This window comes from Streptomyces sp. NPDC050997, from assembly GCF_040660135.1.
Taxonomy (GTDB): Bacteria; Actinomycetota; Actinomycetes; order Streptomycetales; family Streptomycetaceae; genus Streptomyces.
In genome coordinates this window covers 1-14268 of record NZ_JBFAGK010000008.1, presented here as the reverse complement: position 1 = coordinate 14268, position 14268 = coordinate 1, and the positions used below count along the sequence as shown (strand labels likewise).

Sequence of the window (14268 nt, the reverse complement as noted above, 5' to 3'; positions counted from 1 at the left end):
GAGGTTACGGCTGGGAATCCACTCGGCTACCGGACAGCGCGCTGTCAGTCGGTACGGGTAGTTTGGGGCGACCTACAGAACTTATCGAAGGGTTGGCCGTGGCTGATCTCTCACAGCTCGTGAAGGCGTACGACGTGCGCGGGGTCGTCCCGGACCAGTGGGACGAGTCGCTGGCCGAACTCTTCGGTGCCGCGTTCGTCCAGGTGACCGGCGCGAGCGCGATCGTGACCGGGCACGACATGCGGCCGTCGTCGCCCGGACTGTCGCGAGCCTTCGCGCGCGGAGCGGCGGCACGCGGCGTGGACGTCACCGAGATCGGCCTGTGCTCGACCGACCAGCTGTACTACGCGTCCGGCGTGTTGGACCTGCCGGGCGCGATGTTCACCGCCTCGCACAACCCCGCCCAGTACAACGGCATCAAGATGTGCCGCGCGGGAGCCGCCCCGGTCGGCCAGGACACCGGCCTCGCCGAGGTCCGCGAACTGGTCGAGGAGTGGAGCGAGTCGGGCGCCCCCGAGCCGGCCGCGGCACCGGGAACGATCACGCGGCAGGACACATTGCGGGACTACGCCGCCTACCTCCGTTCCCTCGTCGACCTGACGTCCGTCGCCCACCACCGTCCTTCCGGGGAAGGCGCTTCTGGCCCCTCCCATCTGAAGGTCGTCGTCGACGCCGGCAACGGCATGGGCGGCCACACCGTCCCCACGGTCTTCGCCGGCCTGCCGCTTGACGTCGTCCCGATGTACTTCGAACTGGACGGCACCTTCCCGAACCACGAGGCCAACCCCCTCGACCCCGCGAACATCGTGGACCTGCAGAAGCGCGTCCGCGAGGAGGGCGCCGACCTCGGCCTCGCCTTCGACGGCGACGCCGACCGCTGCTTCGTCGTCGACGAACACGGCGACCCGGTCTCCCCGTCCGCCATCACCGCCCTGGTGGCCTCCCGCGAACTCGCCAAGCACGGCGGCAAGGGCGCGATCATCCACAACCTGATCACGTCCTGGTCGGTGCCGGAGGTCGTGAAGGAGCAGGGCGGCACACCGGTACGCACGCGCGTGGGCCACTCCTTCATCAAGGCCGAGATGGCGAGGACCGGCGCGATCTTCGGCGGCGAGCACTCCGCGCACTACTACTTCAAGGACTTCTGGAACGCCGACACCGGCATGCTCGCCGCCCTGCACGTCCTCGCCGCACTCGGCGGCCAGGAGGGCCCCCTCTCGGCCCTGGTGGCGCAGTACGACCGCTACGCCGGCTCCGGCGAGATCAACTCCACGGTCGACGACCAGGCGGGCCGCCTCACCGCGATCCGCTCCGCGTACGAGGGCCACGAGGGCATCGAGCTGGACGTGCTGGACGGCCTGACGGTGTCCTCCGCCGACTGGTGGTTCAACGTCCGCCCCTCCAACACGGAACCGCTGCTGCGGCTGAACGCGGAGGCGAGGGACGAGGCCACGATGACGAAGGTGCGGGACGAGGTCCTGGGGATCATCCGAGGCTGAGGGAGATCATCCGAGGCTGAGCGCCACCGAGCCCGTCCGACGGGACGGGCACGGTGGCCGTCCGACGGGACGGGCACGGCACAGGGGGCCGACTCGGCGGCGGCCGAGCCCATACGGCCGCCCACGAACCCCGGCCCGCTCCGGCATCCACACCCCGCGCTCCCGGCGGTACCCTGACCAGGCACATCCGCACACGCAAGAGCACGCGAACCCGCCCCGAAGGGACACCTCATGTCGCTCGAAGCCGGCCTCCTGGAGATCCTCGCCTGCCCGGCCTGCCACGCCCCCCTCAAGGAGCAGGACACCGAGCTGATCTGCACCGGCCAGGACTGCGGCCTGGCGTACCCCGTCCGTGACGGCATCCCCGTCCTCCTCGTCGACGAGGCCCGCCGCCCCGCGTAAGCCACCACCTGGCGACCCGGAGACCCGCGCATCCGACGAACCCGGCCACCGGAGGCTGCCGCCCATGCTCGACGAATCGCTCCTCGACACCCCTGACGCACTCGCGGGGGCCGACCATCGCGGCCTGCTCCGAGGCGCCGCCGAGGCCGGCGCCCGCGTCCGCACCGCCGCCCGGCACGCGGCTGAGGCCGGTGTGCCCGACCTCAAACCGGACGGCCGCCCCCGCGCCGTCCTCATCGCGGGCCCCGGCGCCGCCGCCACCTGCGTCGCCGATCTCCTCGGCACACTCGCGGGCCCCGGCAGCCCGGTCGTCCGCCTGGCCCCGACCGGCGTCGCCCCCGCCGCGGGCGCCCTGCGCTGGGAACTGCCCGGCTGGGCCGGCTCCGTGGACCTGCTCCTGATCGCCACCCCCGACGGCACCGAACCGGGCCTGTCGCTGCTCGCCGAGGCGGCCTACCGGCGGGGCTGCACGGTCGTCGCGGTGGCCCCGGCCGGCACCCCGCTCACCGAAGCGGTGAACGGCGCCCACGGCCTCTTCGTACCGCTGGCGACCGCCCCGTACGACGAGCAGCAGGACGGACCCCTCGCCGCGTCCGCCCCCGGTGTCCTGTGGGCGCTGCTCACGCCACTGCTCGCGATCCTCGACCGCGCCGGTCTGCTCACCGCCGGGCCGGACGCCCTCGCCAAGGTCGCCGACCGCCTCGACCGCGTCGCCGAGCGCTGCGGGCCCGCCATCGCGACCTACAGCAACCCGGCCAAGACCCTGGCCGCCGAACTCGCCGACGCCCTCCCGGTGATCTGGACCGAGGGCACCTCCGCGGGCCCCGCCGGGCGCCGTTTCGCCGCCGCCCTCGCCGAGTTGTCCGGTACGCCCGCGGTCGTCGCCGAACTGCCCGAGGCCCTCGCCGCGCACAGTGCCCTCCTCACGGGCACGTTGGCCGCCGGCGCCGACCCCGACGACTTCTTCCGCGACCGGGTGGAGGAAGCGCCCGCCCTGCACGCGCGCGTGGTGCTGCTCCGCGACCGCCCGATAGGCGGCCTCACCGCCGCCCCCGGCGCCCGCGACCTGGCCCTCAACCACGACACACCGATCAGCGAACTGGAGCCGGAATCCGGTGGTGAACTGGAGACCCTCGCGGAACTGATCGCCATGACGGATTTCGCCGCCGTTTACCTGGCGCTCGCTTCCAGGGCCTGATCTTGCCCAGGACGCCTTGACCGTCGTAGGCACAGAGGCGTCGTACGCACCGAACTCGTGAACGCAGAAGTCGTACACACGTCGCCGTGCACCACAGGGACGTCGTACGCACAGAACCGGCAGGAAGAACCCCATGGACCGCCTCGACAACACGATCCGCCCCTACGCCTGGGGTTCGGCCACCGCGATCCCGCGACTGCTCGGCGTCGAGCCGACCGGCGAGCCGCAGGCGGAGATGTGGATGGGCGCCCACCCGGGCGCACCCTCCCGCACGGAGCGCGGCACCCTCGTCGAGGTCGTCGAGGCCGACCCGGAACGGGAGTTGGGCGCGCCGGCCGTGGCCAAGTTCGGTCCGCGACTGCCCTTCCTGCTCAAGATCCTCGCCGCCGGCGCCCCGCTCTCCCTCCAGGTGCACCCCAACCTGGAGCAGGCGAAGGAGGGTTACGCCGACGAGGAACGCCGGAACATCCCCGTCGACGCCCCGCACCGCAACTACAAGGACGCCAACCACAAGCCCGAACTCATCTGCGCGCTCACCGAGTTCGACGGCCTGTGCGGCTTCCGTGACCCGGCCGACGCAGCCGACCTCCTCGACGGGCTCGGTATCGACGCCCTCAAGCCCTACGTGGACCTGCTGCACGCCCGCCCCGAGGACGCGGCCCTGCGCGAGGTCCTTACGGCGATCCTCACGGCCGACCCGGACGAGATGGCCCGCACGGTCACCGCGGCCACGTCCGCCTGCAGCCGCATCGGTGGCGCCTACGCCCCCTACGCGGACATCGCCCACCACTACCCGGGCGACCCCGGCGTCATCGCCGCGATGCTCCTCAACCACGTCCGACTCCAGCCCGGCGAGGCCCTGTTCCTCGGCGCCGGCATCCCGCACGCGTACCTGAACGGCCTCGGCGTCGAGATCATGGCGAACTCCGACAACGTCCTGCGCTGCGGCCTGACCCCCAAGCACGTCGACGTGCCCGAACTCCTGCGCATCGTCCGCTTCGAGCCGAGCGACCCCGGCGTGCTGCGCCCCGAGGCCTCACCCGACGGCGAGGAGGTCTACGAGACCCCGATCGACGAGTTCCGGCTCTCCCGGTACGTCCTGCCCGAGGGCGCCGCCGTCCACGACCTCACCCGCGCGGCCGCGCAGATCCTGCTCTGCGCGGCCGGGTCGGTACGCGCGGGCGAGTTCGAGCTGACGGCCGGGCAGTCCGTGTTCGTGCCGGCGGGCGAGAAGGCCGAGGTGTCCGGGGCGGGCACGCTTTTCCGGGCCACTGTGATTGTCTGACCGGCTCTGTGGATACCTGACGCGTCTGTGCCGCACGGGGCTGCAAGAATGGCCCACCGGCAAAGGACCGGCAAAGGCCCGGGTCCTTGGAGACCTTCCTTGGGCGACCGCGTACGAAGGTGAAGGGACAACGCGAACACATGAGCGCGTCAGGCGGTACCAAGGCGATCGTGGCGGCACTCGGCGCCAACCTCGCGATCGCGGCATCGAAATTCGTGGCGTTCGCGTTCAGCGGTTCGTCGTCGATGCTCGCCGAGGGCGTGCACTCGCTCGCCGACTCCGGCAACCAGTTCCTGCTCCTGCTCGGCGGCAAGAAGTCCCAGCGCGAGGCCACCCCGCAGCACCCCTTCGGCTACGGCCGCGAGCGCTACATCTACGCCTTCCTCGTCTCCATCGTCCTCTTCTCGGTCGGCGGCATGTTCGCCGTCTACGAGGGCTACGAGAAGATCAAGCACCCGCACGAGATCGAGCACTGGTACTGGCCGGTGGGCGTCCTGATCTTCGCGATCATCGCCGAGTCGTTCTCCTTCCGGACGGCCATCAAGGAGTCCAACCCGCTGCGGGGCACCCTCTCCTGGAAGGAGTTCGTGCGCCGTGCCAAGGCCCCCGAACTCCCGGTCGTCCTCCTGGAGGACCTCGGCGCGCTCGTCGGCCTGGTCCTCGCGCTCGGCGGTGTCGGCCTGGCCCTGCTCACCGGTGACGGCGTCTGGGACGGTATCGGCACCCTCTGCATCGGCATCCTGCTCATCCTGATCGCCCTCGTCCTGGCCGCCGAGACCAAGTCCCTGCTGCTCGGTGAGTCCGCGGGCGTCGAGGAGGTCCGAAAGATCGAGGCGGCGATCGTCGACGGCGCCACGGTCACCGGCATCATCCACATGCGCACGCTCCACCTGGGCCCCGAGGAGCTGTTGGTCGCCGCCAAGATCGCCGTCCAGCACGACGACACCGCCGCCGAGGTCGCCTCCGCCATCAACGCCGCCGAGGCCCGTATCCGCGAGGCCGTCCCGATCGCCCGCGTGATCTACCTCGAACCCGACATCTTCAGCGAGGCCGAAGCCGCCAAGGGCGCCGACCGCGAGGCCACACCCGGGGGACCCGCACAGCACCCGACCGGGCACTGATCTGCCGCACGGCGATGCCGGCACTGATCTCCCGTACGGCGACGGGGCCCGCCGAGTGGTCGGAGGGCCCCGTCGGCCGTCGTCACACCTGCGCCATCCAGGGCGGACGCGCGGGAACCGGCTTCCGCTGCCGCACAGCCAGGGCGGCGATCCCCAGGCCGAGCCCGGTGAGCCCGACCAGGAGCCCGACCAACGCGCCCAGGCCGAGCAGCACCGGCACGGTGTGGTCGTCCGTCACCCGGCCGAGCACCGACCCGACCGGCACCGTCCCACCGTGGTCGTCGGCGAAGAACCGGGAATCCAGCGAGTTCGTCCGGTGGTCCCCGAGCAGGAACAGCCGGCCCTCCGGCACCTTCACGTCGTACGGCTGGTGCGTCCCGTCGGCGATGCCTTCCGACACGTACGGCTCGTCGAGCGGCTTCCCGTTGAGGGTGAGCCGCTCGTGCGCCTCCTCGCCCGTGCAGCACACGATGTGATCGCCGCCCACGCCTATGACACGCTGCATGACCGCGCCGTCGAAGTGATACCGCTCGGGCGCGGTGTAGAGCACCACGTCACCGCGGCGCACCTCCGTCCCGTCGACACGCTCGTAAACGAGCTGCCGCCCCTCCGTGTACGTCGGCGACATCCTGTCGCTCGACACGGTGCTGCCGTGGAAGCCCGTCCACAGACCCACCGCCGTCCCGATCAGCAGCAGCAACCCCGGCGGTCCCAGGACCCCCGCCGCGATCCCCAGTTTCCGCGCCTTGCCCATCGCCGCTCCCTCCCCACACGCAACTCCCGCGGCGCAGAGAGTATCGGCAGCCTGTGAACTGGCTGTGCGGGCCCGCTTCCCCGGCACTCGGACGCGGGCCCACCGGCCAACGGATCGGTCGGCCAACGGAGTCCTCGGCCAACGGATCGCTCGGCTAACGGATCTCGCTCAGCACGTCGAGAACCGCCGCCTCGTCCACGGCCGCCGACAGCCGGTCCCGGAACCCGGGATCCATCAACTTCCGTGACAACAGCGCAAGAATCCGCAGATGCTCATCGCCGGCGGCCGCCTCCGGTACGGCGATCATGAACACCAACTTGGCCTTCGTGCCGTCCAGGGAGTCCCACTCGACACCCTCGGCGGAACGTGCGAAGCCGACCACGGGCGCGCTCACCGCGTCCGTCTTGGCATGCGGAATCGCGATCTCCTCACCGAGCCCGGTCGTTCCCTGCGCTTCCCGTCGCAGCGCGGTCGCCACGAGCTCGTCCGCATCGACGACCTTGCCGGTCCGCGCCAGCAGTTCCGCCATCTCCCGAATGGCGGACTCCTTGTCCCGCGCGTCGAGCTCAACCTTCACGGTCCGCTCGCTGAGATAGCCGGAGAGGACCTCGGCACCGACACCATCGCTCCCACCGGACGCGGCAGCCGCCCCGGACTTGGGTCCGCTCTGATGCGGTACGTCGGCGTCGGCGTCCGGAGTACCTTCGCCCGACGACGTATCCGGAGCTGGGACAGCCGAGGCAGCGGGTGTGCCCGCTTCGGGGCCGCTCGGCGCACCCACGCCTGCCCCCAGGCCCGCGCCCGCGCCGACCAGCACGGGCTCGGCAGCGGGGGCCGAGGCAAGCCCTCGCCGACGCTCACCGATGTCCACCAGCGCGACCGTCGTCAACGCGGTGACCACCGTGCCGATCACCACCGCCACGAAGAACATCGGTACGCCGTTCACCGCGCCCAGTACCGCCACGATCGGTCCGCCGTGCGGCACCGCGTCCTCGACCCCGGCGACCCCGGCGACCGCACCGGCCACCGCGCCGCCGAGCATGTTCGCCGGGATGACCTGCGCCGGCCGTGCCGCCGCGAACGGGATCGCACCCTCGGAGATGCCGAAACAGCCCATGAACAGCGAGGCCAGACCCGTCTCCCGCTCCTGTTCGGTGTACAGCCGCTTGCGTATCAGCGTGGCCAGCCCCTGCCCCAGCGGCATGACCGGGATGGCCGCGGCGCACATGCCCATGACCGTCTGGTTGCCGGTCGCGATCAGCCCGGCACCGAAGAGGAACGCCGTCTTGTTGACCGGGCCGCCCATGTCGAACGCGATCATCAGCCCGAGAATCGCGCCCAGCAGAATCGCGCTGGTGCCCGTCATCCCGCTGAGCCAGTCGGTCAGGTGCTCGAACACCCAGGAGATCGGCTTCCCGATCACATAGACGAAGAACAGCCCGAGCGCCGTGGTCGCCACGATCGGGATCACGATGATCGGCATGATCGGCCGCGCGAACTTCGGAACCCTGACCTTCTTGATCCACAGCACCAGATACCCGGCCAGGAACCCGGTCACGATCGCCCCGATGAACCCGGCGCCCGCCTTCGAGTCGTACAGCGACCCCGTGTTGGCGATCCAGCCGCCGATCATGCCCGGCACCAGCGCGGGCCGGTCCCCGATGGCGTAGGCGATGTATCCGGACAGGATCGGCACCATCAGCGTGAAGCCGATGACACCTATGTTGTTCACGTCCATCCAGAAGGAGTCCTTCGGGATGACCAGCCCGCCGGACGGGTCGGTGTGCCCGCCGAGCGACAGTGAGATGGCGATCAGCAGCCCGCCGACCACCACGAACGGGATCATGTAACTGACCCCGTTCATCAGCGCCTTGTACGCGACACCGCGCTCTTTGCCGCCACCGGGGGCCGCCGTGGGCGCCGTGGTCCCGCCCGGCGCGTGCACGGGCGCCGACCGCACTAGCTCGATCAGCCGTTCGGGGTGCCGGATACCTTCGGCCACCCCGACGGTCAGGACTCGCTTGCCGACGAAACGGCTGAGGTCCACGTCCTTGTCCGCAGCGACGATGACCCCGTCCGCACTGCTGACATCGTTGTCATCGAAGACGTTTTCGGCCCCGATGGATCCCTGCGTCTCCACCTTCATCTCGATACCGCGGCTCGCGGCGGCCTGCGCGAGCTTCTCGGCCGCCATGTACGTGTGGGCGATGCCGGTCGGGCACGCGGTCACCGCCAGCAGCCTCAGGGGCTTCTGTTCGGTGTTGCCGCGGCCCGTGGGGGGAGGGCCGGCCGGACTTGTCACGTCGATCTCCTAACGCCTTCGTCAAACGGAACGCTGTCCCGAGCGCCCCGCAAGATCGATCAGTTGTTCCGATCCTCCGGCATCCTGCCGCAGACCCGCCCGCAGCCCCAAAGATCGAAATGCCCCTGCGGGTCCCGCTCTGCCCTTACTTCGAGCTCCTCCACGCCCCGCTCGCGCATGTCCTGTTCTCACCCGTGAGCAGGCCCACTCTCCGCACCCGGCATGAGTCCGGCGGCAGCCGGGCACAAGCCCCAACCCCAAGCCGTGATGGCGCGACGTGTTCGCATTCGCATGCGGACTGGGGGCCGCCGGGTCCACCGGTGTAGCTTGGGTGGGAGCCAGACGTCGCTGCTGATGGCGGTCGGGCGGTCCCACCGCGGACCGACCGAGGGAGAGAGGGCCTCCGACGGACTGCGCTGCGCGCACGCTGGCATTCCTGTGTCCTCTTTCGGGCACTCCTGTGTCCACCGCCGCGCAGAACAGCCGTACCCACCTCGCCCCAACCCCGAGGAGCAGCACGTAATGACGACTGTCGACACCCAGGACTTCAAGGTCGCCGACCTCTCCCTGGCCGAGTTCGGCCGCAAGGAGATCACCCTCGCCGAGCACGAGATGCCCGGTCTGATGTCGATCCGCAGGGAGTACGCCGAGACGCAGCCCCTGGCCGGCGCCCGCGTCACCGGCTCCCTGCACATGACCGTCCAGACCGCGGTCCTCATCGAGACCCTGACCGCTCTGGGCGCTGAGGTCCGCTGGGCCTCCTGCAACATCTTCTCCACCCAGGACCACGCGGCCGCCGCCATCGCCGTCGGCCCGAACGGCACGCCCGACAACCCGCAGGGCATCCCGGTCTTCGCCTGGAAGGGCGAGACCCTGGAGGAGTACTGGTGGTGCACGGAGCAGGCCCTGACCTGGCCGAACACCCCCACCGGCGGCCCGAACATGATCCTGGACGACGGCGGTGACGCCACCCTCCTCGTCCACAAGGGCGTCGAGTACGAGAAGGACGGCAAGGTCCCGGACGTCGACACCGCCGAGTCCGACGAGCACCGCGTCGTCCTCGAACTCCTGCACCGCACCATCACGGACGGCTCGCAGAAGTGGACCCAGCTCGCCTCGGAGATCCGCGGCGTGACCGAGGAGACCACGACCGGCGTCCACCGCCTGTACGAGATGCAGCGCGACGGCGTCCTCCTGTTCCCGGCGATCAACGTCAACGACGCCGTCACCAAGTCGAAGTTCGACAACAAGTACGGCTGCCGCCACTCCCTGATCGACGGCATCAACCGCGCCACCGACGTCCTCATCGGCGGCAAGACCGCGGTCGTCTTCGGCTACGGCGACGTGGGCAAGGGCTGCGCGGAGTCCCTGCGCGGACAGGGCGCCCGCGTGATCATCACCGAGATCGACCCGATCTGCGCGCTCCAGGCGGCGATGGACGGCTACCAGGTGGCGACCCTCGACGACGTCGTCGACAAGGCCGACATTTTCATCACCACGACCGGCAACAAGGACATCATCATGGCCGCCGACATGGCCAAGATGAAGCACCAGGCGATCGTCGGCAACATCGGCCACTTCGACAACGAGATCGACATGGCCGGCCTCGCGAAGATCCCGGGCATCGTCAAGGACGAGGTCAAGCCGCAGGTCCACACCTGGAAGTTCACCGACGGCAAGGTGCTGATCGTGCTGTCGGAGGGCCGCCTGCTGAACCTGGGCAACGCCACCGGCCACCCGTCGTTCGTGATGTCCAACTCCTTCGCGGACCAGACCCTGGCCCAGATCGAGCTGTTCACCAAGCCCGACGAGTACCCGACCGACGTCTACGTGCTGCCCAAGCACCTCGACGAGAAGGTCGCCCGTCTCCACCTGGACGCGCTCGGAGTCAAGCTCACCAAGCTCCGCCCCGAGCAGGCCTCGTACATCGGTGTCGAGGTCGACGGCCCGTTCAAGTCGGACCACTACCGCTACTGACCGGACCCCAGCCGCCGCTGAGTGGCTCAGCGCCCCGTACCCCCGCTGAGCGACTCAGCCGCAGTGTCCGGGCCGTAGCCGTGATGAGCGCGTCGGTGCGCTGACTCGCTCATCGCCAGCAGTGCCTCCGAGGCAGGCCCCCGCACCCCCGTGCCGGGGGCCTGCCCCTTTGGCCGCTGTACCCGGACCAGCCCGTCAAGCCCCAGGACCCCGATGCCCCGCGGCCGTTATTCGCTCCATGATCCGCACGATCACACCCCTCTCGCCGAAGAGCACTTCCGCTGCGCCCCCGGCCCGTCCGGCTGGCGCTACGTCTCCCAACTGACCACCCCCTCGGGCGACCACAGCGGCTCCGTCGACCTCACCCTCGACGAACTCGGCCGCCCCATCCGCCTCGAACTGCACGCCGCGAGCTGGCAGGTCCGCGGCGCCGCCCTCGACGGCGTCACCTGGGTCCGCACGGACCCCACCGGAACCCATGCCACGGAAGGCAGCGTGCGCGCCCACGCCTTCACCGGCACGTCTCCGGCATTCCTCATCGCCACCACTCGTCTCCTGCGCCTCACCCCTTCCAGCTCGGCCACCCGCGTACGCCTCGTCGCCTTCACCGACCCGGTCCTTGCCCCGCGCACCGTGGACCAGTCCTGGGCCTTGCTGAAGATCGAAGCACACGCCACTGACAACGGCCCTCTGACCGTGGAGGAATACCAGGTCACAGCGCTGGACACCGGTGAACAGCACACCGTGCACATCGCCGGCGACGTCGTGCTCGCGGCTCCCGGCATCGAACTGGAAGACCTCGACTCGCCACCGTCCCAATTCCCCTGAATAAGGCGGAGTGGGCCTGCGCGAGGAGGAGCGCGTCCGAGGCCCGGGACAGGGTGGGCAGGCCACCCCTCGTGCAGACCGTCCGCCTCCGATGCCCGCAGACCTACGCGGGAGGCGCGAACCCTGTGCCGGGACGGCGGTCGGGCTGATCCGAACCCTCGTGGGGAACCACAGCCTGTGCCCCGGTGGCAGGCGTGGAGGGCCGTGGAGTGACCGAGATCGGGCCCGGCGGGGGCCCGTAAGCTCCCGGCGCACGATGCGGGGCCCCGGCATCGATCAACGGCGTGCCCGGGCCCGTACCGCTGTCTGCACCGAGGCCCGTGCCGGTACCCGCCGCGGCTCCCGCGGCCGAGGCCGCACCTGCGGCGTAGTTCCGGCGAACCTCCCGGGCCTGACGTTCCTGCACCACCGCCGCCAGATACGCGGCCGGCGGAACGCCCTGCGGAGCCGGAGCCCCCGTGTGAGCCGCGAGGTCGGAGGCGAGCCGTTCCGCCATCGCCCAACCGACCTGCGGATCCAATTGCTGCATCCGCGTCAGGTACTGGCGGATCGCAAGCCACAAGCCGTCAGGGACCGCCGACAGATCAAGTGCCGAGAAACGGCCGGACAACCACGGAGGTGGCGGCGGCACGAAGCCCACCTGCGAGGTCGGCACCCGTTCCCGTACGACCAGAGTCCCCGCGAACACGTCACCGAGTCGCCGCCCGCGTGCCGACACCAGCGAAGCGATGCAGGCGACGACCCCGAACGTCATCAGGATCTCCACCGTGCCGATCGCCCCCCGCACCAGCGCGTGCCGGAACCGGATCGGCCCGCCGTCGTCCCGCACCACGCGCAGTCCGCACGCCAGCTTCCCGAGCGAACGCCCATGGCTGAGCGTCTCGACCGCGATCGGTCCACCCACCAGCACCAGGAGGAACGCGGCGATCGACAACGCGATCTGCGCCGCCTCGTCCAGAGAGGAGGTGGAAGCCACCACAGCGATCGTCACGACGATGTAGAGGGTGACTGCCACCACCAGATCGATCAGGACGCCCAACGCCCTGCTGGGCAGCCTCGCAGGACGCAACTCAAGCGCCACCGCCTCGCCCGTCACCAGCTCACTCACGCCCGCCCGCCCTTCCCCTGACCTGCCCTGTGAACAGCCAGTCTGCCAAGCTGAGGGCGCATCGCGCCGCAGTAGGACAAGCTGACATCCATGACGAACCGCCGACGACCAACGGAGGAGCGGACAAACCGATGGACCTCGACGTCTTCGTCACCGCACACCGCACGGAATGGGACCGCCTGGACGCCTTGCTCCGACGCCAGCGCCGTCTCACCGGAGCCGAGGCCGACGAACTCGTCGCTCTCTACCAACGCACCGCCACCCACCTCTCGCTGATCCAGTCCAGCGCCCCGGACCCACAACTGACGGGCCGGCTCAGTCAACTGGTGGCACGCGCGCGTAGTGCCGTGACGGGCACTCGACGTGCCTCCTGGCGCGACGTCACCCGCTTCCTCACCCACGGTTTCCCCGCCGCCGTCTACAGGTCCCGCCACTGGTGGGTACCCACCGCGCTCCTGTCCACGGTCGTCGCGGCTCTCCTGGGCTGGTGGATCGGCACTCATCCCGAAGTCCAGGGCACCATCGCGGCCCCGAGCGAACTGCGCGAACTCACCCGCCCCGGCGGAGAGTACGAGACGTACTACTCCAGCCACCCCGCGGCCTCCTTCGCCGCCCAGGTCTGGACGAACAACGCCCAAGCCGCCGCCATGTGCCTGGTCCTGGGCGTCTTCCTCGGTCTGCCGGTGCTCTGGATCCTCTTCCAGAACATGCTCAACCTCGGTGTCGGCATCGGCCTGATGTCGTCGGCCGGCCGCCTCGACACCTTCCTGGGCCTCATCCTCCCGCACGGCCTGCTCGAACTGACCGCGGTCTTCGTGGCCGCCGGCACAGGACTGCGCCTGGGCTGGACCGTGATCGACCCAGGCCCGCGCTCCCGACGCTCGGCCCTGGCGGAGGAAGGCCGAGCCGCCGTGGGAATGGCGATCGGACTCGCGCTGGTCCTCTTCGTCTCCGGCGCCATCGAAGGCTTTGTCACTCCGTCCGGTCTGCCCACCTGGGCCCGCATCAGCATCGGCATCGTCGCGGAACTGGCCTTCCTCGCCTACGTCTATGTCCTGGGCGGACGAGCGGCCCGAGCCGGCGCCACGGGCGACGTCGAGGCAGCCGAACGCAGCGCCACCGTCCCGACGGCCGCCTGATGTGCGGATGCCTCGGCTGAGCTGCTACTGTCTCCTTCGCCCCACAGGAGCCGTTGACACGGATCGTGCGGGGAGGTAGATTCGAACAGTTGCCTGGAGCTCGGTTGAACCGGCTCGGTGACAGTGAGTGTCTGTCGGCTTCAAGAAGTTCGATTTCACAGAAGCCACCCTCCCGATGAATCGGAAATGGATGCCCGGTCAATCCGGCCCAAAATTTCTGATAATGTTGGGACTGCCGGAAAGGGAAACGCGGAAGCGGGAACCTGGAAAGCGCCGAGGAAATCGGATCGAGAAAAAGATCTGATAGAGTCGGAAACGCAAGACCGAAGGGAAGCGCCCGGAGGAAAGCCGCGAGAGAGTCTCTCGGGTGAGTACAAAGGAAGCGTCCGTTCCTTGAGAACTCAACAGCGTGCCAAAAGTCAACGCCAGATATGTTGATACCCCGTCTCCGGCCGTCATGGTCGGGACGAGGTTCCTTTGAAGAAAAACACAGCGAGGACGTTGTGAACGTCGGGCTTATTCCGCCTGACTGTTCCGCTCTCGTGGTGTCGTCCCGATTACGGGAAAACATTCACGGAGAGTTTGATCCTGGCTCAGGACGAACGCTGGCGGCGTGCTTAACACATGCAAGTCGAACGATGAACCACTTCGGTGG

Annotated in this window: 11 protein-coding genes and 1 rRNA gene; 9 read left to right on the top strand and 3 right to left on the bottom strand. The window is 69.6% G+C overall.

The genetic code is table 11. The features are described 5' to 3' along the window. Nucleotides 1–92: 92 nt before the first annotated feature. The 5 genes from AB0H86_RS19655 (at nucleotide 93) to AB0H86_RS19635 (ending at nucleotide 5505) form a co-directional block, all read left to right on the top strand. Complete coding sequence (locus AB0H86_RS19655) at nucleotides 93–1499, top strand: phosphomannomutase/phosphoglucomutase (RefSeq protein WP_362439798.1); 1407 nt, start codon at nucleotides 93–95, stop codon at nucleotides 1497–1499. A gap of 231 nt (nucleotides 1500–1730) precedes the next feature. Further along, nucleotides 1731–1901, top strand: coding sequence for a Trm112 family protein (locus AB0H86_RS19650; protein WP_362439795.1), 171 nt, complete (start codon nucleotides 1731–1733; stop codon nucleotides 1899–1901). 64 nt (nucleotides 1902–1965) lie between these two features. Then, entirely contained in the window at nucleotides 1966–3099 is a 1134-nt protein-coding gene (locus AB0H86_RS19645) for an SIS domain-containing protein (RefSeq protein ID WP_362439792.1), read from the top strand. A 133-nt stretch (nucleotides 3100–3232) separates the two neighbouring features. After that, a complete protein-coding gene (gene manA / locus AB0H86_RS19640) occupies nucleotides 3233–4384 on the top strand; it encodes a mannose-6-phosphate isomerase, class I (RefSeq protein WP_362439789.1) in 1152 nt (383 codons plus the stop codon). A gap of 140 nt (nucleotides 4385–4524) precedes the next feature. Continuing rightward, nucleotides 4525–5505 (top strand): cation diffusion facilitator family transporter, encoded by a 981-nt coding sequence (locus AB0H86_RS19635; protein WP_362439786.1) that lies wholly within the window; start codon nucleotides 4525–4527, stop codon nucleotides 5503–5505. A gap of 82 nt (nucleotides 5506–5587) precedes the next feature. On the opposite strand, the gene lepB is transcribed toward AB0H86_RS19635, so the two are convergent. Beyond that, nucleotides 5588–6259, bottom strand: coding sequence for a signal peptidase I (gene lepB, locus AB0H86_RS19630; RefSeq protein WP_362439783.1), 672 nt, complete (start codon nucleotides 6257–6259; stop codon nucleotides 5588–5590). Nucleotides 6260–6413: 154 nt separating this feature from the next. Then, a complete protein-coding gene (locus AB0H86_RS19625) occupies nucleotides 6414–8561 on the bottom strand; it encodes a PTS fructose transporter subunit IIABC (RefSeq protein WP_362439780.1) in 2148 nt (715 codons plus the stop codon). Nucleotides 8562–9083: 522 nt separating this feature from the next. On the opposite strand from AB0H86_RS19625, the gene ahcY reads away from it, so the two are divergent. Next, entirely contained in the window at nucleotides 9084–10538 is a 1455-nt protein-coding gene (gene ahcY / locus AB0H86_RS19620; protein ID WP_362439777.1) for an adenosylhomocysteinase, read from the top strand. Between the two features lie 213 nt (nucleotides 10539–10751). Then, on the top strand, nucleotides 10752–11366 hold the full coding sequence (locus AB0H86_RS19615) for a hypothetical protein (RefSeq protein ID WP_362439774.1): 615 nt from the start codon (nucleotides 10752–10754) through the stop codon (nucleotides 11364–11366). Nucleotides 11367–11469: 103 nt separating this feature from the next. Here the strand turns inward: AB0H86_RS19615 and AB0H86_RS19610 are convergent, their stop codons facing one another. Further along, nucleotides 11470–12474: an RDD family protein gene (locus AB0H86_RS19610; protein ID WP_362439771.1), complete on the bottom strand. Its 1005-nt coding sequence runs from the start codon at nucleotides 12472–12474 to the stop codon at nucleotides 11470–11472. A gap of 131 nt (nucleotides 12475–12605) precedes the next feature. On the opposite strand from AB0H86_RS19610, the gene AB0H86_RS19605 reads away from it, so the two are divergent. After that, entirely contained in the window at nucleotides 12606–13613 is a 1008-nt protein-coding gene (locus AB0H86_RS19605) for a stage II sporulation protein M (RefSeq protein ID WP_362439768.1), read from the top strand. 570 nt (nucleotides 13614–14183) lie between these two features. Continuing rightward, nucleotides 14184–14268 (top strand): 16S ribosomal RNA (locus AB0H86_RS19600); the annotation flags it as partial.

Bases quoted from the DNA above. Each gene is read 5' to 3' on its own strand.
- AB0H86_RS19650 (WP_362439795.1), top strand. From the start codon at position 1,731: ATGTCGCTCGAAGCCGGCCTCCTGGAGATCCTCGCCTGCCCGGCCTGC.
- AB0H86_RS19645 (WP_362439792.1), top strand. From the start codon at position 1,966: ATGCTCGACGAATCGCTCCTCGACACCCCTGACGCACTCGCGGGGGCC.
- manA (WP_362439789.1), top strand. From the start codon at position 3,233: ATGGACCGCCTCGACAACACGATCCGCCCCTACGCCTGGGGTTCGGCC.
- AB0H86_RS19635 (WP_362439786.1), top strand. From the start codon at position 4,525: ATGAGCGCGTCAGGCGGTACCAAGGCGATCGTGGCGGCACTCGGCGCC.
- lepB (WP_362439783.1), bottom strand. From the start codon at position 6,259: ATGGGCAAGGCGCGGAAACTGGGGATCGCGGCGGGGGTCCTGGGACCG.
- ahcY (WP_362439777.1), top strand. From the start codon at position 9,084: ATGACGACTGTCGACACCCAGGACTTCAAGGTCGCCGACCTCTCCCTG.
- AB0H86_RS19615 (WP_362439774.1), top strand. From the start codon at position 10,752: ATGCCCCGCGGCCGTTATTCGCTCCATGATCCGCACGATCACACCCCT.
- AB0H86_RS19605 (WP_362439768.1), top strand. From the start codon at position 12,606: ATGGACCTCGACGTCTTCGTCACCGCACACCGCACGGAATGGGACCGC.